Origin of the sequence: Oceanicoccus sp. (assembly GCF_029238675.1) — a bacterium.
GTDB lineage: Bacteria > Pseudomonadota > Gammaproteobacteria > Pseudomonadales > Dasaniaceae > Oceanicoccus.
Genome location: NZ_JAQWFR010000030.1, coordinates 1 through 22,926 on the forward strand (window position 1 = coordinate 1; position 22,926 = coordinate 22,926).

The 22,926-nt window shown below is 48.0% G+C and carries 17 protein-coding genes; 3 read left to right on the forward strand and 14 right to left on the reverse strand.

From position 1 onward, the window contains the following. A partial coding sequence (locus tag P8H32_RS10810) for a GTP-binding protein (RefSeq protein WP_301088606.1) occupies positions 1-141 on the reverse strand: 141 nt, incomplete at its 3' end. A 589-nt stretch (positions 142-730) separates the two neighbouring features. Here P8H32_RS10810 and fusA point away from each other — a divergent pair. Beyond that, entirely contained in the window at positions 731-2,824 is a 2,094-nt protein-coding gene (fusA, locus tag P8H32_RS10815; protein WP_297292329.1) for an elongation factor G, read from the forward strand. A 102-nt stretch (positions 2,825-2,926) separates the two neighbouring features. On the opposite strand, the gene P8H32_RS10820 is transcribed toward fusA, so the two are convergent. Then, positions 2,927-3,895 (reverse strand): class 1 fructose-bisphosphatase, encoded by a 969-nt coding sequence (locus P8H32_RS10820; RefSeq protein WP_301089376.1) that lies wholly within the window; start codon positions 3,893-3,895, stop codon positions 2,927-2,929. A 705-nt stretch (positions 3,896-4,600) separates the two neighbouring features. Between P8H32_RS10820 and P8H32_RS10825 the strand changes: the two genes are divergently transcribed. Beyond that, entirely contained in the window at positions 4,601-5,113 is a 513-nt protein-coding gene (locus P8H32_RS10825) for a hypothetical protein (RefSeq protein ID WP_301089377.1), read from the forward strand. A gap of 286 nt (positions 5,114-5,399) precedes the next feature. Here the strand turns inward: P8H32_RS10825 and acs are convergent, their stop codons facing one another. From acs to P8H32_RS10885, 12 genes are all read right to left on the reverse strand, one after another. Next, on the reverse strand, positions 5,400-7,334 hold the full coding sequence (gene acs, locus P8H32_RS10830) for an acetate--CoA ligase (RefSeq protein ID WP_301089378.1): 1,935 nt from the start codon (positions 7,332-7,334) through the stop codon (positions 5,400-5,402). 149 nt (positions 7,335-7,483) lie between these two features. After that, positions 7,484-8,368: a pantoate--beta-alanine ligase gene (gene panC / locus P8H32_RS10835; RefSeq protein ID WP_297292822.1), complete on the reverse strand. Its 885-nt coding sequence runs from the start codon at positions 8,366-8,368 to the stop codon at positions 7,484-7,486. A gap of 292 nt (positions 8,369-8,660) precedes the next feature. Then, positions 8,661-9,452 (reverse strand): 3-methyl-2-oxobutanoate hydroxymethyltransferase, encoded by a 792-nt coding sequence (panB, locus tag P8H32_RS10840; RefSeq protein WP_297292447.1) that lies wholly within the window; start codon positions 9,450-9,452, stop codon positions 8,661-8,663. Positions 9,453-9,463: 11 nt separating this feature from the next. Continuing rightward, on the reverse strand, positions 9,464-10,144 hold the full coding sequence (locus P8H32_RS10845; protein ID WP_301089379.1) for a deoxynucleoside kinase: 681 nt from the start codon (positions 10,142-10,144) through the stop codon (positions 9,464-9,466). 64 nt (positions 10,145-10,208) lie between these two features. Beyond that, a complete protein-coding gene (gene folK / locus P8H32_RS10850; protein WP_301089380.1) occupies positions 10,209-10,688 on the reverse strand; it encodes a 2-amino-4-hydroxy-6-hydroxymethyldihydropteridine diphosphokinase in 480 nt (159 codons plus the stop codon). 2 nt (positions 10,689-10,690) lie between these two features. Further along, positions 10,691-12,112 carry a polynucleotide adenylyltransferase PcnB gene (pcnB, locus tag P8H32_RS10855; RefSeq protein WP_297292444.1) on the reverse strand — a complete coding sequence of 474 codons (1,422 nt, stop codon included), beginning with the start codon at positions 12,110-12,112 and terminating at the stop codon, positions 10,691-10,693. A gap of 866 nt (positions 12,113-12,978) precedes the next feature. Then, complete coding sequence (locus P8H32_RS10860) at positions 12,979-14,400, reverse strand: sigma-54 dependent transcriptional regulator (protein ID WP_297292443.1); 1,422 nt, start codon at positions 14,398-14,400, stop codon at positions 12,979-12,981. A 165-nt stretch (positions 14,401-14,565) separates the two neighbouring features. Next, positions 14,566-17,526, reverse strand: coding sequence for an ATP-binding protein (locus P8H32_RS10865; protein WP_301089381.1), 2,961 nt, complete (start codon positions 17,524-17,526; stop codon positions 14,566-14,568). Next, a complete protein-coding gene (locus P8H32_RS10870) occupies positions 17,516-17,728 on the reverse strand; it encodes a hypothetical protein (protein WP_297292441.1) in 213 nt (70 codons plus the stop codon). Before P8H32_RS10870 ends, P8H32_RS10865 begins: the two co-directional genes overlap by 11 nt. Positions 17,729-17,857: 129 nt before the next feature. Next, positions 17,858-18,781, reverse strand: coding sequence for a tRNA glutamyl-Q(34) synthetase GluQRS (gene gluQRS, locus P8H32_RS10875; RefSeq protein WP_297292440.1), 924 nt, complete (start codon positions 18,779-18,781; stop codon positions 17,858-17,860). A 75-nt stretch (positions 18,782-18,856) separates the two neighbouring features. Next, entirely contained in the window at positions 18,857-19,297 is a 441-nt protein-coding gene (dksA, locus tag P8H32_RS10880; RefSeq protein ID WP_297292439.1) for an RNA polymerase-binding protein DksA, read from the reverse strand. A gap of 358 nt (positions 19,298-19,655) precedes the next feature. After that, the gene (locus tag P8H32_RS10885) at positions 19,656-20,750 is read right to left on the reverse strand and encodes a methyl-accepting chemotaxis protein (RefSeq protein WP_301089382.1); all 1,095 of its coding nucleotides are present in this window, start codon (positions 20,748-20,750) and stop codon (positions 19,656-19,658) included. Positions 20,751-20,889: 139 nt separating this feature from the next. Between P8H32_RS10885 and P8H32_RS10890 the strand changes: the two genes are divergently transcribed. Then, the gene (locus P8H32_RS10890; protein WP_301089383.1) at positions 20,890-22,923 is read left to right on the forward strand and encodes a TonB-dependent siderophore receptor; all 2,034 of its coding nucleotides are present in this window, start codon (positions 20,890-20,892) and stop codon (positions 22,921-22,923) included. The last annotated feature ends 3 nt before the right edge of the window (positions 22,924-22,926 follow it).

Genomic DNA, 22,926 nt, shown 5'->3' on the forward strand with positions numbered 1-22,926 from the left:
GAAATCTACCGCATCACCACCGAATACTTCGGAAGCTACGCGAGTCAGAGCCGCTGTTAATGTTGTTTTACCATGGTCAACGTGTCCGATAGTACCAACGTTGACGTGTGGTTTGGTGCGTTCAAATTTTTCTTTAGCCACTGCGCTAGTCCTCAATTTTCATCAATAATAAGTGGGGTCTTAATCTAGCGCTAGACCGCTAGTTGAGCCACCTGTGGCAGTAACAATACATGCCTTGGGCGCGCATCATAAACACCCTATCGGCAGAGTCAATATTTTTAGCCCATTTGACAAAAAATAGTCACTTTTTTACTAAATCTCACCATACCAACCACCCCCACTACTCACAACGTCGTTCCCGCGAAGGCGGGAACCCAGACTGCATGCTGCTATTTCCGCTTGAGCGGAAATTTACAGTGCTGGATTCCCGCCTTCGCGGGAATGACGATAGTCATTTCCGCCGAAGCCTGCCCTCGAGCGAATTTGTCGGGGGCGGGAATGACGGGAGATAGGGCTTAAAATCATGGTAGAGCCTGTGCTGGCAAGGGTTCAGTCGGCGCTAGATGCCATCGATGTTTTAAATATTCCCACTATAATCACCCCTTTAATGGAAATATTGAAGCCTAAAGCCCAAACATCAACAATATTGCTATTTTTTTGTTCAATTTTGCTTGAGATTTCCTGTATACTTGCGCGCGTTTTTTCACCCTTGTTAAACCGAGTAAACCTCATGACTGATTTAGCTCTATACAGAAACATTGGTATCTTCGCCCACGTTGATGCGGGTAAGACTACTACTACAGAACGTATCCTGAAATTGACCGGTAAGATCCACAAAACCGGTGAAGTTCACGATGGCGAATCTACAACTGACTTTATGGAACAGGAAGCTGAGCGTGGTATAACCATCCAATCAGCTGCGATCACCACCTTCTGGGATAATCATCGGATGAACATCATCGATACCCCGGGGCACGTTGATTTCACCGTTGAAGTATACCGCTCACTAAAAGTATTAGATGGCGGCATCGGTGTATTTTGTGGGTCTGGTGGTGTTGAGCCTCAATCTGAAACAAACTGGCGCTATGCTGATGAGTCGGGCGTATCTCGTATCATCTTCGTCAACAAACTGGACCGCATGGGTGCAGACTTCTTAAAGGTTGTTGACCAGGTCGAAAACGTACTGGGTGCCAAGCCCCTTGTTATGACACTACCTATTGGTAGAGAAGATGACTTCGTTGGCGTTGTCGACATTCTTACCAAAAAAGCCCACATCTGGGACGACTCAGGTCTTCCTGAAAACTTCCGCATAGAAGACGTTCCAGCGGACATGGTTGACGATGTAGACATGTACTACGACCAGCTAATTGAAACAGCTGTCGAAGTAGATGACGATATTATGATGGCCTACATGGAAGGCGAAGCCCCTTCTATAGAACAAATTAAAGCCTGTATCCGCAAAGGCACACGCGAGCTAACCTTTTTCCCTACTTACTGTGGTTCGGCATTTAAAAACAAAGGCATTCAGTTAATTCTTGATGCTGTTGTTGATTATCTACCAGCGCCTGACGAAGTTATTCCTCAGCCGCTAACCGATGAAGTGGGTGAAGATACAGGGGAAGTTGCAACCGTTAGCGCTGATGAGCCTTTCCGTGCCCTGGCCTTTAAGATCATGGATGACCGCTATGGCGCCCTGACCTTTATCCGCATCTACTCAGGCGTGTTGAATAAAGGCGATACAATCCTGAACTCGTTTACGGGTAAAACAGAACGTATTGGCCGTATGTGTGAAATGGAAGCCGATGAGCGTAAAGAGCTAAGCTCTGCTCAAGCGGGCGACATCATCGCTATCGTAGGTATGAAAAACGTTCAAACTGGTCACACCTTATGTGATCCGAAACATGAATGTACTCTTGAAGCCATGGTATTCCCAGAGCCAGTAATCTCTATCGCTGTATCACCTAAAGACAAAGGCGGTGCAGATAAAATGGGTATCGCCATTGGTAAAATGGTTGCTGAAGATCCTACCTTCCTTGTTCATACTGATGAAGAAAGCGGTCAAACCATTCTTCGCGGCATGGGCGAGCTTCACCTGGATATTAAGGTGGATATCCTCAACCGTACTTACGGTGTAGAACTTGACGTGGGCGAGCCGCAAGTGGCTTACCGCGAAACCATCACACAAGAAGTCGATGACTCCTACACCCACAAGAAGCAATCGGGTGGTTCTGGTCAGTTCGGTAAAATTGATTACCGTATTAAGCCAGGCGAGCAAGGCTCCGGCTTTAGCTTTTCATCGACGGTTACTGGCGGTAATGTACCTAAAGAATTCTTCCCAGCGATTGAGAAGGGCTTCCAAGGTATGATGGAGAACGGTGTTCTTGCCGGCTTCCCAGTACTCGACGTTGAAATCGAGCTTTATGACGGTGGCTTCCACGCCGTTGACTCCTCGGCAGTTGCCTTTGAATTGGCCGCTCGCGGTGCTTTCCGCCAGTCAATTCCAAAAGCAGGCGCTCAACTTCTTGAACCGATTATGAAAGTCGACATATTCACTCCAGAAGATCACGTAGGTGATGTTATTGGTGATTTGAACCGTCGTCGCGGCATGATTGCTGGTCAAGAAGCTGCAGGTTCTGGTGTTCGCGTCAAAGCTGACGTACCGCTATCAGAAATGTTCGGTTACATTGGCTCACTACGCACCATGACATCTGGTCGCGGTCAGTTCTCAATGGAATTTGCACATTACACTGCCTGTCCCAACTCAGTTGCAGACAAAGTTATCGCTGAAGAAAAAGAGCGCCAAGCGGCTAAAGCGGCTAAGTAACTTTTACTCAGTAGGTCTTTTCAAAACCCTGATGGCCCAGCCATTGGGGTTTTTTATTGTCTGACAAATGGGCTTTAGTGGTCTAACAGCTGGTCAACATGGCTATTTAGCATGGTAACCCAGACAAGCAGCCACCTCATTCGCAGCACCTAGAATAACCGGCACGCGCTGGTGAATTTGCTCCGGCTGCACATCCAAAATAGGGCCAGTGTCGGTATAAGCCGAACCACCAGCTTGCTCTACCAACATACCCATTGGATTAGCTTCGTACATTAATCGCAGCTTACCGGCCTTGTCAGGCTCTCTATTATCCCAAGGATAAGTAAACAACCCACCTCGACATAAAATACGGTGCACATCAGCAACCATTGCCGCCACCCAACGCATGTTAAAGTTTTTTTGGCGGGGGCCATCGCTACCGGCTAGCAGGTCGGCTATATAGCTCTGCATCGGCTCAGCCCAGAAGCGCTGGTTGGACATATTAATAGCGAACTCTTTAGTGTCTCTGGCAATAGCCACCTTTTCAACAGTGAGCACAAACTCACCAATACGCTGGTCAAGGGTATACATCTGCACCCCCTTACCGGTTGAAAGCACCAGCATTACAGAGGGGCCATAGAGCACGTAACCCGCTGCGGCCTGATTACGGCCGGGTTGGAGAAAGTCTTGCTCGCTCACCACATCGGTAGCAGGGGCGTCAAAAATAGAGAAAATCGTCCCCACCATGCTGTTGATATCAATATTGGATGAACCATCCAAAGGGTCAAAAGCCACCAGATAACCCCCTTTATCATTACCGGCGACGATACTTTCTTCCTCTTCTGAGGCCAGGGCCCTGACGGTACCAGAGCTCAATAAGTAGTCCTTTAACAGGTCGTTAGAGATAACATCCAACTTTTTCTGGGTCTCACCCTGCACATTCTCTTCACCAGCCGAGCCTAATATGCCGGACATAGCGCCCTGCTGCAGACGGAAGGCAATATCCTTACAGGCCACGGCGATCACATCGATAAGAGAGGCAAGCTCAGGCGGGGTACTACTTTGTTGAAGCTGACTACTCAGGCGCTGCATGGTCGATCCTTTATTATCTTAACGTTATGGGTGAATACCTATTTGGAACGCATTATGCCAACTAGATGCAACACTGTCAGCCTTAAGAAGACACTGGATGACAGACAGCCTGGCAAGATTCCATTGACAAACTGCTTAAAACTCCAGACCACAGCTGATAATCCTTAGATTTTTTTACCGGAATATCTAACAAGCACACAGCCAGAAGTTATTAAAAGCCAGCTTTGAGCCAGCGACAAAAAAACGTTAAAACGTGGTTCACTGCAATTATGCAATGGCTAAGTCATTGATTAGAAAAACCTATAATATCTTTTCTGGAAAAATAAAGTTGGCTCGTCAGCCTAATCCGTGAGTCAGTGTTGTGACACTCATCACATCAGGCCAACCAACAAAGAAAGCAATAAAAAAATACTGCCATTTTTTTGTTTTTTTTCAAATCGCCTTTCCATTAATTCTGGAAAAAATAAAAAACTGACGCCAAAAACATCCTTATTCCTACCTATAACACTAAGTGACAAAAAAATTACGGCCTGAAAAACTATTTTTTTGCAAGAAAACTATCTTCCTAAAAACTTTTAGTCAATGTAAATATTACAATGAGAATGACGTCACTTTTACTAGTTGATGGCGCTCATTATCTGATCTAGTCTGAACTTGAAATCTGGGAAAACCATTGAATTAAAAAAAGTGAAGAGGAGCTTTAAAATGAAAATGGCAAAGACAGTAACCTTAGTCTTTTTCATTTCTTCAATGGCCCATGCAGTTGATTCGACTGATGCTATGTCAGTGGATTTGGAGTATTGCAAAGTACCATACACTGACACAATGGATGGCAGTAGCGGTACTTATCGCGGTCAATGCAAGAATGGAAAGCCAAATGGCTCGGGATCAGTTGATTTTTTCAACGGCTCCAGGCTGGCAGGTACATTTAAAAAAGGCGCGCTGGCTGGTAACGGAGTTTATACCTCCGCAGATGGCAACATCTATAAAGGCGGCTGGCAGGAAGGCAAACGTCATGGTCAGGGTACTTTTACCTGGGCCCGCGGCAGTAGCTATGCAGGTGAATGGATTGATGATAAACGCCATGGTAAAGGTGTTTTCAAATGGTCCAACGGAAATCGCTTTGAAGGTGAGTTTCGCGATAACAAGCGTTACAACGGCAAGTATTACACCAGCACCGGCCGTGTGTATAACTGCCGCCTGGGTCAATGCAAATAGATCAGTGCAAATGACCTAAAAAATTTATCAGCAATTGTAGTCGTCGCAGCAATCAGTAGTAAGTCGTTTTACAAGTAGTTACTGATATCGCGTACAGTGTTGTTGATATTTCTCCCCTGTCTCCCCCTGATGTTTGTAGTAGGGGGAGATTTTTTATTTTTGTTATTTCAAAAAAATTCGTCATTCCCGCGAAGGCGGGAATCCAACCTGCATGCTTATGCTGTTATTTCCGCCAAAGCGGAAATCTACAGCGCTGGGTTCCCGCCTTCGCGGGAATGACAGAGGATTATCGATTAAGACGATTTTCAATCAACTGATCAACCACCGAAGGGTCAGCCAAGGTCGACGTATCACCCAACTCCAATTCATTGGCCGCCACTTTTCTTAAGATGCGGCGCATAATTTTTCCCGAACGGGTTTTCGGTAAGCCTGGCGCCCACTGAATTAAATCAGGTTTTGCAATCGGACCTATTTCTTGCACACACAGCGCAACCAACTCTGCCATTAATGCTTCTGAAGGCTTATGCCCCGCCATCAAAGTGACATAGGCATAAATACCCTGCCCTTTAATATCATGGGGGTAACCCACCACCGCAGCCTCGGCAACATCATCATGCAATACCAGTGCACTTTCGACTTCTGCGGTACCCATACGATGACCGGATACATTTAATACATCATCCACCCGACCGGTAATCCAGTAGTAGCCATCTTCATCCCGCCGTGCACCATCACCGGTAAAGTAGTACCCCTTATAGGTACTAAAGTAGGTATCGATCATACGCTGGTGATCGCCATAGACACTGCGAATCTGACCCGGCCAGGAGGCCTTGATGGCCAAATTTCCTTCGGCAGCGCCAGTCACTTCATTACCATCGTTATCCAGCAAAATGGGCTGTACCCCAAAAAACGGACGGGTAGCAGAGCCGGGCTTTAAGGCGGTAGCGCCCGGTAGTGGCGTTAACATATGCCCGCCGGTTTCGGTTTGCCACCAGGTATCAACAATCGGGCAACGGGATTCACCCACTACGCGGTAATACCATTCCCAGGCTTCAGGGTTAATAGGCTCACCCACGGTGCCCAATAATTTGATGGAGCTGCGTGAGGTGCGGGTTACAAACTCATCACCCACACCCATCAGTGCACGGATCGCGGTGGGTGCGGTATAGAAGATAGTCACCTGGTGCTTGTCGCAAATTTCCCAGCAACGGGCGGCATCAGGGTAAGTGGGCACACCTTCAAATAGCAGGGTTGTGGCGCCATTGGCCAGCGGGCCATAAAGGCTATAGGAATGCCCGGTTATCCAGCCGACATCCGCAGTACACCAGAAAATATCACCATCGTGGTAATCAAAGGTGTATTTGAAGGTCATGGCCGCCTGTAGCAGATAACCTGCGGTGGTATGCAGTACACCTTTGGGCTGACCGGTTGAGCCGGAGGTATATAAAATAAACAGAGGGTCTTCCGCATCCATTTGCTCTGGCTCGCACTGGTCAGAAGCCTCTGCAACGGCTTCGTGGTACCAAATATCGCGGCCTTCAGTCCAGGCAATATCACCGCCGGTGCGTTTTACAGTGACGACTGTATGTACATTGGGGCATGACTCCAGAGCAAGGTCTGCATTGCTCTTTAATGGAACAGATTTGCCACCACGCATCCCTTCATCGGCGGTAATCAGTGTTTGGCAGTCAGAATTTAAAATGCGGTCTTTTAGCGCCTCGGGCGAGAAGCCACCAAAGACAACAGAGTGAATGGCCCCAATACGGGCACAGGCCAACATGGCATAAGCCGCCTCAACCACCATCGGTATATAGATACAAACCCGGTCGCCCTTGTTCACGCCCCGCTGCTTTAATACATTGGCCAGCTTGCAGACTTCCTGGTGCAGCTCTCGGTAAGTGATGCTTTTGGCATCATCCGGATTGTCGCCCTCCCAAATAATCGCTGTTTGGTCAGCGCGGGTTTCCAGGTGACGATCAATACAGTTAACCGTAAGGTTTAGCTTGCCATCAATAAACCAGGCCGCCTCACCCTTTATAAAATCATACTCACTGACTTTGCTCCAACGCTGATCCCAGCTTAGAAACTCCTCCGCCTGCTCTGCCCAGAATTGATTCGGGTTTTCAACAGATTGTTTATACATCTCATTATATTGTTGCTCGTTGATATGGGCCTTGGCAGCAAACTCCGCAGGCACGGGGTAGGTATGTATTTCGCTCATAAGTTAATCCCTGAATTGGAGGTTGTGACTATTGCTTAAATGACAGCGCTGTCTTTGCTTCAATGACTGGAAGAATAACGCAGTTTCGGGATTGGAGGTATATTTTATATCCGTCATCCCCGCGAAGGGGGGATGACGACATGGGGAACTTAGTGAGCCGCCAACATGCCCCAATCCTGACTAGGATTAAGTGTTAGGGTGACATTATCAATCAAACGAGGGGTACCGAGCTTGGCGGCTGCCAGGATAACGATTTGTTCGGTCTCGCCGGTTACTTCCCTTAAGGTCACTGCATCGCGAACTGAAAAGTAGTCCGGCTCAAAACCGGCATTTTTCAAAGCTTCTGTACAGTAGTCTTCCAGCGCTTGATAGCTATCAAAACCACAGGCAATCGCTTCACGGCACTCTAATAGTGTCTGGTGCAATGCAGGTGCAATGGTGCGCTGCTCTTCGGTTAGGTAACCGTTGCGTGAGCTTAGCGCCAGGCCATCTACATCGCGAGCGGTTTCTTCGCCAACGATGTCGATAGGCATACACAGGTCTTTAACCATTTTTTCGATAATGGCTAACTGCTGGAAATCTTTTTTACCGAAAATAGCAATATCGGGCTGAACGATTTGGAACAGCTTATTAACCACTGTGGCAACCCCTGCAAAGTGGCCCGGACGACTGGCACCACAAAGGGTGTCAGATAGGTCGGGAACAACCACCAGGGTTTGTTTATCCATACCTTCTGGATAGATCTCTTCAACATCGGGATAGAGAAGGTAGTTAACCCCCTCGGAGAATAATTTTTCTTTATCGGCTGCCAGGGTACGAGGATAGTTATCTAAATCTTCGTTGGCGCCAAATTGCAGTGGGTTTACAAAAATACTGACCACCACAACATCGGCCACTTGCCTGGCGCGACGCACCAATTGAATGTGACCTTCGTGAAGGTTGCCCATAGTAGGCACGAAGGCGACTCTTTTACCATTGAGTTTATCTTTGGTAATGGCGCTTCGTAATTGTTTGCTCTTGCTGAATGTTTTCATTTCACTCAACTTCCTGCGTTATCTCAACAACGTTAACTAGAACCCAGCCCTTTGTACCGCTCTATTTTTACCATAGAAGGCACAGCTCATTTTAACCACTGAAAAGTCGCAAAGGACTGCACATTTGCTGACCACTTTCCCAGAGGCGGGGAAGTATGCCCGAATCGTTAGGGGGGATCAACGATCTAAAGGGGGAAAATCACACAATTTTGTTACCAAAGGAAGCATGTGCAAAAAGTAACACCCCCCTCCGTCATTCCTGCGAAGGCGGGAATGACGGAGGGGTGGGGGGTTAATTAAAGCTGTGCTCTGCTGCCGGGAAGGAGCCATCTTTGACCGCATCATTGTAGGCTTTGAGCGCCGCTTGCACGCTATCGTTTTCTGCCAGGAAGTTGCGAACAAATTTGGGCTTATGGCCACATAGGCCAAGCATATCGTGGAGCACCAGCACCTGGGCATCTGTCACTGCCCCAGCCCCAATACCTATCACTGGAATAGTGAGGGCCGCAGTGACTTGGGCAGCCAATTCTGTGGGAATACACTCCAATACCAACATGGCAGCCCCTGCCGCTTCAACGCGTTTGGCATCTTCCAATATGGCAGCGGCCTGGTCAGTATTTCTGCCCTGCACCTTAAAACCGCCAAAGGCATTCACCGATTGCGGGGTTAGGCCAAGGTGGGCACAGACCGGGATGCCCCGCTCTGCCATCGCGGTGATACTTTCAAGCAACCACTCACCCCCTTCCAGCTTTACCATATTAGCGCCTGCGCGCATAAGCGCTGCGGCGTTAGTAAGTGTTTGCTCCAAAGTGCTATAGCTACCAAAAGGCAGGTCACCGATAATCAATGGCGAGTGGCAGCCGCGGCTAATACAGGCTGTGTGGTAAACCATATCATCAATGGTTACGGGCAAGGTGCTGCTATGGCCTTGCAGCACCATACCGAGAGAGTCACCGACCAGAATCACTTCCACCCCCGCCTCTTCAATCAGGCCAGCAAAGGTAGCATCATAGGCAGCCAGGACTGCAAATTTCTCCCCTGCGGCTTTGTGCGCCTGCAATGTAGTGACAGTGACTTTACTCATAATGTAGCTCGTTAGATAAAGGTGGGATTGAAGTAATGGCGGCCGCTGCGGATATTGAGCAGATAGTCCACCAGCTGCGCATAATCGTTTTGGCGATTGATCACATCCAGCTCGTCAGCATTAACAATCAATAATGGCGCATCGTCGTAGTACAGGAAGAATTCACTATAGGACTCGTTAATGGACTCCAGATACTCTCTGGCGATGCGTTGCTCAAAGTTAATACCGCGGCTCTCGATGCGAGAGAGTAGTACGTCCACCGATGCCTGTAAATAGATCACCAGGTCGGGCTTGGGGGCATCAATAGTTAGTTGCTGGTAAACCTTCTCGTAGAGCTGGTATTCGTCTTCATCAAGGTTGAGCCGGGCAAACAGGCGGTCTTTCTCGATCAGGAAATCCGACACTCTTACCGGCTCAAAGATATCACCCTGACGTAAGTCCTGTATCTGTTGGCTGCGCTGGAATAAAAAGAACAGCTGGGTCGCCAGGGCGGCATTTTTCTGGTTTTGGTAGAAACGCTCCAGAAAGGGGTTCTCTTCGGCATTTTCCAATAGCATTTGATAATTGAAGGTCTCGGCCAATTGCCTGGCCAGTGTGGTCTTGCCAACACCGATGGCACCTTCAACGGCAATAAAGCGTGGTGGGGTGCGATCTTTAAAATCTAAAACCGTCTGGACTGAGTCCTTACTCACTGGGGGGTCTCCGTGGCTGCTTTTAACGCTATCATTGTTATCCGCGCGCTATTGTAGGCCAAGTTCACGGTGTAACCAAACTCAAACCCTGCATACCGATATCAGCCAATTGCTGTTTTAGGCTAACGCCATTGGCAAACACCAACGTAGGTGCAATGTCATACAGGGGGTACAGTACGAAATTGCGCTCAAACATTCGTGGATGAGGCACAATCAACGCAGGTTCATCAATGTCTCTATCGGCATAGAGCAAAAGATCTAAATCCAGCGTTCTCGGCCCCCAGCGCTGCACACGTTTACGTTGCTGCGCATTTTCAATACCTTGCAGCAGTGCGAGTAACTCCAGCGGCGAATTGCTGGTGTATAGCTCCGCCACACCGTTGATATAGTCTGGCTGCTCAGGGCCGACAGCAACACTTTGATACCAGCGGGAAACGGCTTTTAATTCTGATTGCGGTAATGCCTTTAGGGCCTGCACTGCCCGCTCGACTTGCAGCAACGGCTGTTCCAGATTACTTCCAAGGGCAATAAAGCAACGCTGCATAGCTATTCAGGAAAATTGGCTGTCGAATGGTCGGGCCGGGGTTTGTTGCGCGGGCGGCGACGCTTGATTTTTTTGTCTCTAATATTTTCTGTCATGGCCGCTCGCTGGTCAGGGCTGCGATTTTGGTAGTCGGTCCACCACTGGCCTAAATTACCGGTTTCTTCACCGGCCTGCTCTCTCAATAGCAGGAAGTCATAGGCCGCACGGAAGCGACGGTTCTCCATTAACTGCTCGGCCTTGCGACCGCCGCGACGGGGCAGGCGTAATTGCATTTCCCAAATTTCGCGCATGGGCATACCAAAGCGCTTGGGGATAGAGGTGCACTGCTGCTGCATAGACATCACTTCTTGTGCTGCCTGGTGCATGGCAGGCACTGCGGGTACACCTTCTTTGATTAGCTGTTGCTGACGCTCGTTAACAGCAGGCCATAGCAAGGCCGCATAAATAAAGGCGGGGGTTACCGGCTTACCCTGGCGAATACGCGTATCGGTATTTTTTAAAGCCTGCATCACCAGGGTGTGGTAATGATCCTGCTCCAGATAGGGTTGTATTTGCGGAAACAGCGGTTCGAATAAGCCAAACTCTTGCATCAATTCATAAACGTCCACACCCTTACCCGACATAAAGAGCTTGAGCACTTCATCAAACATTCTTGCGGCGGGTATATCCGCCAGCGACGGTGCCAGGTCATAAATGGGGTCGGCGGTTTCCTGCTCAATATCGAAATCCAGCTTGGCGGCAAAGCGCACGACCCGCAGCATTCTGACCGGGTCTTCCCGGTAGCGGGTTTCCGGGTCGCCAATCACGCGGATAATTTTATCTTCAAGGTCGCGCAGGCCATCGGTGTAATCGTAGATGGCAAAATCCGCGGTGGTGTAATAAAGGGCGTTGATAGTCAGGTCGCGGCGAATGGCATCCTCTTCTACGGTACCAAAAACGTTGTCCCGCAACAGCATGCCGTTTTTAGAGCGAGCTGATTGCTGGTTCCTGGGACGCTTGCCCTTGATGCTTTCTTCGGTTTGTTCATGAGTACCGCGAAATGTAGTGACTTCGATAACTTCACGACCAAAGCGCACATGTACTATCTTAAAGCGACGACCAATAATGCGAGAGCTGCGGAACAGCTTGTTAACTTGCTCCGGGGTCGCATCCGTAGCGATATCAAAGTCCTTGGGGCGCCCACCCAATAATAAATCCCTAACACCACCACCCACCAGAAAGCCCTCATAGCCGGCTTTATGCAAGATGCTCATTACTCTTAGGGCAGCTTCACTTATATGCTTGCGGGAAATACTGTGATGATCGCGGGGGATAATGTGGGGGTCAATAGAGGCTGGGTCAGTCGGATCAATATCACCGGAAGCACTGCCCCGGCCGAGCACACCTTTGACTCGCTTGATTGCGTTGGAAAACAGCTTTGCCATATAACTTTAATCTGCCCTTGTAGGCCCTTAAGGCTCCGGTATAAAACGATGACTGAACAAAGTGGCGGATAGTACCACATATACACTGCAAGCCTAGCGCAAGCTCATCGCTTAATTCCAGGCAGCGCAAAGCTATGTCAGGAAATTATTAATACAACAAGGGTAGATAAAGAGGTTCAGATTGAATTGAGCTGCTTAGAGGGAGCTGGGTAATGATGAAGGGAAAACATATGCTTTCCCCCATCCAGGTCTCATATTTTTTATTATTATTTTTGTATTTTTTTATTATTGCTCTTGAGCATAGCAGTTATCGTGCCAAAAAATAATATCACCACAGAACAATGACTTATGGCTACATCTTTGAATCGACAGTGTGAGCTTTGACCTCTTTGTTACAGATAGCCACGGCAATTGTTACACCACTACCTTATCAGTAACAGTTAAATGACTATTTATAGCTCCTTAAAACCTGTCGCTATCAAATTAGAATTTGTGTGAATATTTCGCAATATCGTCAGTAATATAAGAATTATAAATTCAAAAGATAATTAAGGGCACACATTGAAGGAAATAAATTAAGGCAAGTTTGTAAGTAAGTTGTGGGGAGGAGGGATAAATTGATGAGGGAAGATAACTCTTCCCCATCCAGGTCTCTTTACTTTTATTATTATTATGATAAATATTATTCTTATTGTGCATATGTAATAGCATGCACCATGCCAACTTTTTATTTCCTTTAATATCAACAAGTTAGATCTTATAAATGATTAATCAAGGTGCCCTAAACAAGTAAACGTTACCATTCAACTCGGGTTTTGTTACTAGAACCTATTACAAGTAACGGTGAACCCTGGATTTAGCGACTGTTACGAAGCAGACTTGGCGCCTTTCTTACGGGGGATGCCCAGGCGCTGACGACGCTCCCAGAGGCATTTTCGGCTAACACCGAGTTTGCGAGCCAATTCGGTTTCACTCATTGAGTCCTGATGCTCCAGTACAAAGCGCTGGAAATAATCTTCCAGGGACAGGTCATCCTGCTGCGTATCATCACCCAGTGGCTCGGTGGACGTAGCACCGGTGACGGGGGCAACGATAGGGCGCTTGCTGCGAATCTGTGTCACATTGACCAACTCCAGGTCGATATTGAGCAAGTCGTTTTCTATAACCCCGTTGTCGCCCAGGATAACAGCACGCTCAATAACATTTTCCAGTTCACGGACATTACCGGGCCAGGTATAAGTGGTAATCGCCTGAATGGCTTTGGGGGAGAAGGTGGCTACCGGCTTATTGAGCTCAATACAACGGCGCTCCAAAATACTCTCTGCCAATTCAAGGATATCCTTGCCCCGATCGCGCAATGGCGGCAGCACTAACTGCATAACATTAATGCGGTAATACAAATCCGGGCGGAATTGGTTTTCCTGGGCCAGGGTTTTAAGGTCTCTGTGGGTGGCACAGATTAAGCGCACATCAACTTTGCGGGATTCTACTGAGCCAATACGGCGGATTTCATCTTCCTGGATAAATCGCAGCAACCGCGCCTGGGCTTCAAGGGGAAGCTCGCCAATTTCATCGAGAAATAAAGTACCACCATCCGCAGCTTCAATTAAACCCATACGGTTGGTGTTAGCGCCAGTAAACGCGCCCTTCTCATAGCCGAATAATTCTGATTCGATCAGGGTCTCGGGAATTGCCGCGCAATTAACACTGATAAAAGGCTGCTCTGTGCGATGACTATAGGCATGGATGGCCTTGGCGACCAACTCTTTACCGGTACCGGTTTCACCATGTACCAGCACCGTAGCCTCGGTCGGCGCGGCCTTATTGATATGCTCATACAGTTTAATCATTGACTGGCAGTTACCAATCATGCCGCCCAGATGTGAGTGCCCACGTTTCGCCGCAGAAGTACGCTGTTCTTTGGGGGTGCTTTGCGGGGAGTGATTGGCAATAATTGCAGCTACGGCATCCAGCATTTCATCGTGGTCAAAGGGTTTGGCAATATAGTCAACCGCACCACTTTTCATAGAGTCGACCGCTGAGCGCAGGCTGGCATAGCTGGTCATGACCAGGACGGGGACATCACCGGCGGGCTTAATTAAGTCGGTGCCAGCGGCCCCAGGCAGGCGCAAGTCGCTGATAATTAGATCAAAACTGCTAAGATCAAAGTTATCCAGAGCCTCGTTAACCGCCCCGGCTTCACTCACTTCATATTCATGACGCTCTAAGAGTTTTCGCAACGCGCTACGGATCACCGTTTCGTCTTCAACAATTAGAATTTTTTCCATTAGTGAGTGCCTTTCAATATCTCTTTAAAATTCAACAACTTAGGCCAAGGGCGTATTGTTTGCCGTGAACGCCGTGGGTATCTCGGTAACATAACCCTTCTACCCATTTTAATCTAGTGACAGAGTAACAAAAAAGCACTAATCCCTGGAATATGGGCCGGCGGGTCAGCCCTGCTGATGATGGTAAAGCCGCAGGGTAAAACGGGTACCGCCATGCTCTGGATCAGCGGGGCTTTCGACACTGATACTGCCGTTAAGGTCATCAACAATGCTATATACCAGCGACAGGCCAAGCCCCGTGCCCTCACCCGCTTCTTTGGTGGTAAAGAAAGGGTCAAAGATCTGCTCCTGGTGTTCCTTGCTAATACCGCTGCCGCGATCAGTGACGTTGATATAGACCTTTTGGTTGCGCAGCTCGGTATCCACAATCACGGCACTCTGCTCAGGGCTGGCGTCCCGAGCATTGCTAAGCAGATTAACAAAAACCTGCAACAAACGCTGGCTATCAGCAATCGCATAAAGCTCATCATCACAATGGTTTTCAAAACGAACTTGCCTGGCTGCTTTGTTCAGGTGCAATAAATGAATCGCTTCTTCAACACAGGATTTGATATGGACGGGGCCTAATTCATTGTTGGCATTCTCACCACCAGAGTGAGCAAAGTTCACCAGCGTTTGCACAATTTTAGACACTCTGTCGGTCTGCACTAAAATTTCCCGGCCGGTTTCAAGGCTCTCGGGGTTGTCGGTGTCATAGCGAAGGTTTTGTGCCAGGCAGGCAATACCGGTAACCGGGTTGCCAATTTCATGGGCCACCCCTGCCGCCAAACGGCCAATTGAAGCCAGGCGTTCGCTGTGCATCAACTCATCTTCCAGCATTTGCACATCAGTGGTGTTCTCTAGCACGATCACTCGGCCATCCGTCGCCCCCTCTTCAGCACCCACTAAAGTTTTATGTAAATTAAACCAATAACTGCTACCGGCCCCTTCATAATGCTGCTTATATAAATGGGGCTGGGGCATTTGCAGAAAATCACTCAGCAAGTCACCCCAGGGCTTAGGTAAACTGCGAAGGTTTGAGCCAATCACATCAAAGGTACTGATGCCGGTAAATTCCGCAATGGCGTTATTCCACATTAAAATTTCACCGTCTTCACCTAACGAGCAAACCCCAACCGGTAAATTCTGTAAGGTCTGCCGGTGGTAGCGTCGAAGATTATCCAGGTCCACCGCCAGGCCGGTAAGGTGTGTTTTGTAGTTTTCCAACTGTACTTCTATTAAGTTAATATCTTCGCCGCTACTACCATTGCTACTAGTTGCATAGGGTAGTAATTGGTTAACCATATCGTGAGCCACTGAAGGCCCCAACAAACCTGACAGGTTTGCCTCGACGCGATAACGCAAACGTCGCAGGGCAAAGGGCCGACTCTCATCATCAGGCATCTGCATATCATGCAGGGCCCGGTCGACTTCGCGCTGGGCAGTACGGGCACCTAAAGCGGTGGCCAACTGGTCTTTCATCTGCTCTGGATTTTGCACGCTGAGCAGGCGCCGCATTGGGCGGTTAAGGTCATCGGTGGCGCAGACTTCTGCGGCGTTTTTTTCTGCCTCGGAGGTTGAGGTCAGTAGCGATACCACAACGAACACCAGCATATTCATACCCAGGGAAACAATGGTGGCGGCAGTCCATAGGTCGTCATAGACCAGGTTGAAATATAATTTACCAATAAAGGCAGGATCAAAGGTGGTGATAATGGGTAGCAGCAAGGTTACAAACCAAATCACGAAACCGGTAATCAAACCGGCGATAAACCCATTGCGATTAGCCCCCTGCCAATAGAGTGCGGCCAGGACGCCAGGGAAAAATTGCAAGGTGGCAATAAACGCCGCCAAACCGAGACTGGACAAAGCTTCACGCCCGGCAATAAAACGGTAAAAGCCATAGCCCGTTAAAATAATCAATACGATCAGTATGCGGCGTATCCATAATAACCAGCGGTAGATATCGCGGTCTGTGCTGGGACGGTAAACCGGTAAAATCAGGTGCTTTAAACACATAGAGGCCAGTGCCAGGGTGGTGACTATCATCGCGCCACTGGCAGCTGACAGCCCACCGATATAAACCAGGATTGCCAAAGCGGATGACTCCAATTCAACACCGATAGCCAAGGTAAAGTATTCCGGCGGAATCACGGTTTCCAATTTAAAACCGGCCCATAAAATGGGCAACACCGGCAAACTCATTAGCATTAAAAATAAGGGCACCCCCCAGCTAGCTATCTGCATAGCTTTGACGTTGGGGTTTTCGGCAAAAATCATATGAAATAAATGTGGCATGACCACAGCAGCTGAGAAAAAAATCAGCAAAAGCGCACGGGAAGAATCCTCACGCATTGGAAAGTTAAGCAATGAAACAATTTGCGGGTTAGCCGTCAGCCACCGGTCCATTCCTTCAAAACCACCAAACACCTGGTACACCGCAGCAACACCAACCACCAACATAGCGATTAATTTAATCACTGATTCAAAAGCAATGGCTGCCACTAAACCATTATGACGTTCATGGGCGGTCAGGTGTCTGGAACCAAACGAAATGGCAAAAAGACAAATAGCCAGACAAAAAACAAACGCCAGCATATTGTGCCGGGTTTCCTGGGTAAACAGTTCTTCGCCATTGGAGCTGATTGTGGTGAGGATATGCAGGCTATCGGTTACCGCCTGTATTTGTAATGCCAATAATGGCCAGACCGCCAACACCATACACAAGGTAATTAATGACCCTGCCCACTGGGTACGGTAGCGAAAAGTGAGCACATCAGCCAGGGAGCTATGTAAGTAGGTTCTGGCAATACGCAAGATGGGTAACAGCAATAGCGGCGCAAAAATAAACGTGCCGGCCACACCCAAATAATAAGAAAGAAAACCATAGCCATATTCATGGGCCAAGCCCACCACACCGTAGACAGCCCAGGCACTGGCAAACACGCCCAGCGATAACACATAGGTTAAGGGATGACGAATGAGCTGTTCAGGAATCAAGCCGCGATCTGCAATATGGGCAATACCAAAGAGCAGCAGTAAGTATCCGAGGCCAATCAGGAATAACTGGGATAACTCAAAGCTCATTGGAGGACTTTTCCTTTTCGTTAATGGCGTTTTGACGGCGCTCGTAACGGCGGATGCTCCACCAGACAAATACAATGGTGATTAACCATAATTGATAGGGGCGATACCAAGCGGTTCCCCCTTGCGTTACCCACTCTTGAATCGATGGGGAGAACACAAAAATAACCAGCAGTAATAATAATAAGCTAGGGCTAATATGCATGATTGCTTAAGACTCTAAGGCTGTGGATGGAGATAACGGGATAGTACGCAAGGGAATAGGAAGTTGCAAAAAGATCGTCATTCCCGCGAAGGCGGGAATCCAGCCTGCGTGCTTATGCTGTTATTTCCGCTAAAGCGGAAATTGACAGCACTGGATTCCCGCCTTCGCGGGAATGACGGACTGCGGAAGGCCCAGCACTCCCGGAATATCATCAACCGACCAATGCTCTACAGCCCACGCCACAATATGATTAACCTGCTGGCATAATTCTTCTGGAGGCAATGCCTGTTTTAAAAACGCCAGTGCCACACATAAATTCTTGCACGCTTCCCGGCTATCAAGCGGCGCCGCAAAGGTCTGCTTACTTAGCTTGTCGCCCTGCTCATTGGTGATCACCGGAAAATGCAGATAATCGGGTGTGGTATAAGCCATCACCTGCTGTAAATAAATTTGCCTTGGCGTTGAGTCCAGTAAATCCGAACCGCGCACCACATGGCTTACACCCTGATAAGCGTCATCAACCACTACTGCTAATTGATAGGCAAAAAAACCATCTTTGCGCTGCAATACCACATCCCCGACTTCGCGCTCTAGCTGTTGGGAAAAGCGCCCCTGAATCTCATCATCAAAAGCGACGGCCTTATCCTCGACCTGTAAACGCAAGGCAAAATCATGATCCCGTGGTGGAGTCACACACCCCCTGCATTGACCTTGGTAAACACCGTTACTGCCTTGAAGGTCACTGCGAGAACAAGTGCAATAAAAGGCTTTATTGGCTAGCAATAAATCATTAATCACCTGCCGGTAGGCATCGTGCCGCTGACTTTGCCACAGCACTTCACCATCCCACGTTAAACCGTGATCTTCCAGGCTTTGCAAAATAGCAGATGCCGCCCCGGGCATTTCACGGGGAGGGTCCAGGTCTTCCATTCTAACGAGCCATTGACCCTGACTCGCCCTGGCATGCAAATAGCTGGCAAGGGCAGCAATCAATGAACCTATATGTAACAGGCCGGTGGGCGAAGGAGCAAAGCGGCCGATATAGCGGGACATAAACATTACCGTCACACAAAAAGAAACGGGAGAGCCCAGTAATGGACTCTCCCGTTATTACGTTAGCAGCAGGACTTAACCCAGCTGCTGTTTTTCTTTGATTTCATCCAGTGTTTTACAATCAATACACTGGGTAGCTGTAGGACGAGCTTCCAGGCGCTGGATACCGATCTCAACACCACAGGTTTCACAAAAGCCATAATCATCAGCGTCGATCAAATTAATCGTGCCGTCAATTTTCTTGATCAACTTACGCTCGCGATCACGGGTACGAAGCTCGAGGCTGAACTCTTCTTCTTGAGTCGCGCGGTCAGCAGGATCAGGGAAGTTAGCCGCTTCATCCTTCATATGAGTTACCGTGCGGTCAACTTCTTCCATCAGCTCTGACTTCCAGGCCAGCAAAATCTGGCGGAAGTGCTCGCGCTGTTTCTCATTCATATACTCCTCATTCTTCTTGGCTTGGTAAGGAGTAAAGTTTTTAAAGTTGCTTGCCGGAGCTGCTTTTTTCTTGGGCATTGCTAAGTCTCACTATTTGCTGGCTATTGTTGCCAGCTACTTATAAATAACTGATTCATAGGGCTGTCTGTAGTTATCTGTAGTTATCTGTAGTTATCTGTAGTTATCTGTAGCTATCTGTAGTTATCTGTAGCTACCAGATATACGTGTACCACCACCAAAATGACCCTATGTCCCTTCTACACTGACCGCTCTATCAGCCGATCTTATCCGTGATTCCACCTGTTTACCACCGCCATAAGCGGGCATTTGGAAACCGACAAACCTAACAGATTTAGGCGTCTGACGCTATAGCCTTGTATAAATTTAAGGGGGGAGAGGCAGAAATTGGGGGAGGAGCCCCTAAAAGGCAGCCCCTCTATAACTTGTTGAGTTCGCCCTCAAGGTGGGAAAGCACGGTCATTAATTCACCGCTGGCATTTTCCATATTTTGCAAAGCGCGCAGAGCTGTCTCCTGGTCATCAAGGGCCTTGTAGTTAAGTGCCTCAATACCCAAGCGGTTTACCTCTAAAAATGGATGCTCCAGAGAGCCAAAACTGGGCAGGTGCGAACTTAGCTCAGCGCCCTCCTTTTGTAACCATTGCCAGAGGTAGCTACCGCTATAATCAGATAGCTGATCAATAGATTGTTCCGACAGACCCAACACAACCCGGTAGACATCCAGCTTCCAGGCGATGACCTCTATCTTAACCGCCTGCACCAAACCACCACTGGCCGAACTGCTGATCACCGACTGCATATGCCTTGCCAGTTCCAGCGCTGAATTGACCGTGGTTAAAATATTTTCTGTGGATTCTGCCACCAGCCGACAGTCATCAGACACATCGCGAATTTGTTGGTCGGTGCTGATGGTTTCAGTGCCAATACTATCGACTAAAGAACCAATCTCCGATGCGGCCTCACTGGCACGCTGCGCCAGGGTTCTCACCTCATCAGCCACCACCGCAAAGCCCCTGCCCTGTTCTCCTGCACGGGCAGCCTCAATGGCCGCATTCAAGGCTAACAAATTGGTTTGCTCAGAAATATTATTAATGACTTCGACAAACTTAACGATATCTTCAGACAGGGATTTTAAGCGATCAATATTTTCACAACTGCGGGATGCCTTTTCGTCAATACCGGCGACTTCTTCACGAATATTACCAATCGCAACACTGCTGTTATTAAACACTGATGAGGTTTCTTTGGTCTTGCAGCGCTCATCATTTAACTGCCGGGCAGACACTGCGATACCTTCGCGCACTTCCTTTAAAGCGGAGCCGCTACTAAGCCACAAGGCCTGTATTTCCTTGTAGGCAATGTTGATTTCTGTCTCCGCCTGACGGCTGAATTCTGCCTCTTCAAACTGTCGCTTTAGCGCATCATGCTCCTCCGTTAACGCCTGTAACTCGGCATCAAGGGACTCAGCTTTAGCTTGCCAGTCCCGGGCTGCTCTCTTGTATTTCCACCACATAGCAATCACTCTTGTTAGTTACAGGCGACGAGCTAAGTATAGTCGGTAAACCATCGGCCAACTGTCTTTTGCGTTTACGCCAATTATTCCTATACTTAATCTAGCCTTACTCAAGTATAAAAAGAGCACAGTACTGCTAATGCCTGACCTACCTAACCTCCCCCGGCCCAAAGCTAAAGCCGCCATTGCATTCTTAACTGCATGCTTACCGCTAAGCTCCTTACAGGCTGCACATAGCAATAATAGTGAAGACTTTTATGACCTCAGCCTGCAACAACTGTTGAGTACTGAAATAGAGGTGGGCTCATTTTTTAAAGAAAAAATTGAAGATGTAGGCTCAACGGTATCTTTGGTTACCAGGGATGAATGGAGAAAGCGTGGCTCCAAGAGCGTCACCCGAGCCGTGTCACATATTCCGGGCATTCACCAAAACGTTCACTCCGACCTCGAAAATGTCGTGATCCGTGGTTATCAAACAGCCACCAGCTATACCGGGGTATTAATACTGGTAGATAATGTCCCCCTTAATAGTTACACCTTTTCCTCCGCCACCCAGCGGGTTGGGCTATTAGACTCCTACGACCAAATAGAAGTCATCAAAGGCCCGGGGTCTACATTATATGGCTCGGATGCCTTTAGTGGACTTATGTCTCTGAAAACCTGGGACAGTGATAAAGATATCAGTGAATATGGACTTGAGTATGGCAACTTTGGAGATTATGGCGCCACCTTCAAGCATTCACAGGGTTTTGGAGAAAAAGTCCGGGCTTCTATTAATATTGTCGCCCAGGGTGTCGATGACGAAGCGCGCGAATATGACTATCTGGATTTGAGTGGTCAAGTTGGCAGTGAAGAGCTGGAAAACCATCGTAACGCCAATTCCATCATTGCCAAGCTGAGTATCGATAACACCAGGCTAATGGTCTATAGCCATCACCTTAACTCCCGCAGTGGCGGTTTTGGCTTTAACTTTGTACCTGTTACCAGTGATGGCAACCAGGTTGACCGCCATATCGATATGAACTTATTTTCACTCACCCATAACCAAACCGTTAGCAATCATGGCGAAGTTATTTTCAAAGCCTACCACTGGGAATCAGAAAGCTATGCCGACTATGGTCTTGAAGCCGGAGCGATTGGCGATGGTGGCAGTGTTAATATTGACCAGCAAGAAATACGCAGCGGCGGGGATATTAAATATCTCTATAACAATAAAGAAGACTTTAAATTGGTTGCCGGATTAACCTATGAAGACATTGAAACTGGTGACCAGGGCAGTTTTGGCCAGCCCGCCAGTTATGGCAATAATACCCGTACGGTTAAATCCGCGTTGTTTAATGCTGACTATATCTTTGCTGAAGGTAAGGCCAAAATACTTATTGGCGGTCGTTATGACACCTTTAGTGATATTGATAAAGACCACTTCAGCCCGAGACTGGGTTTTAACTATTACTACGATGGCAGCAATACTTTTAAAGCGCTCTATGGCAACTCATTTCGCGCACCCAATATTCAGGAGATTTCTGGTTTAACTGGCAGTGTTATCGGTGGCGGTAAAGAGCTCAGACCCGAAAACAATGATACTTACGAACTGATTCATATTTACCAGAACAAACAATTCTCCCTTAACTCAACTATTTTCTTTAGTGTGTTCGAAGATGCGATCAACTTTTCCCAGACCGTCCCCCTTCAGTATATAAACAGTGAAGAGTCCGAATCCTGGGGGGCTGAAGTGGAGTCTAAATATAAGCGCGGGCAGTTTTCATACTATGGCTCAGTAAGCTATGTGGACTCTTATGTCAAAGAGCCAAAAAAAGATTCCTCTTTTTATGAAGGCTTTCCCGACTGGCTGATCAACTATGGTATCGAGTATTCAGCCAGGCAATGGCCGCTTGATTTTTCTATCTATAACACCCATCGCTATAGCGCAAAAACCCTGGATAATAGTGACGGCATTAATGTAGAAGAAGGCAAAAGCATAAGCTCTTATGTTCGCACGGACTTTGTAGCCACCTATTACATGGGTGACCGCAGCGATAACAACACAGTGTATTTCAGCGTTAAAAATTTATTTGACCGGGATAATTATATTAGTGGCAACCTGGGCTCTTACGAAGGCAGAAAAGAACCCGCACTTAACATTATGGTGGGGTTCAGATACTCAATACAGTGATGA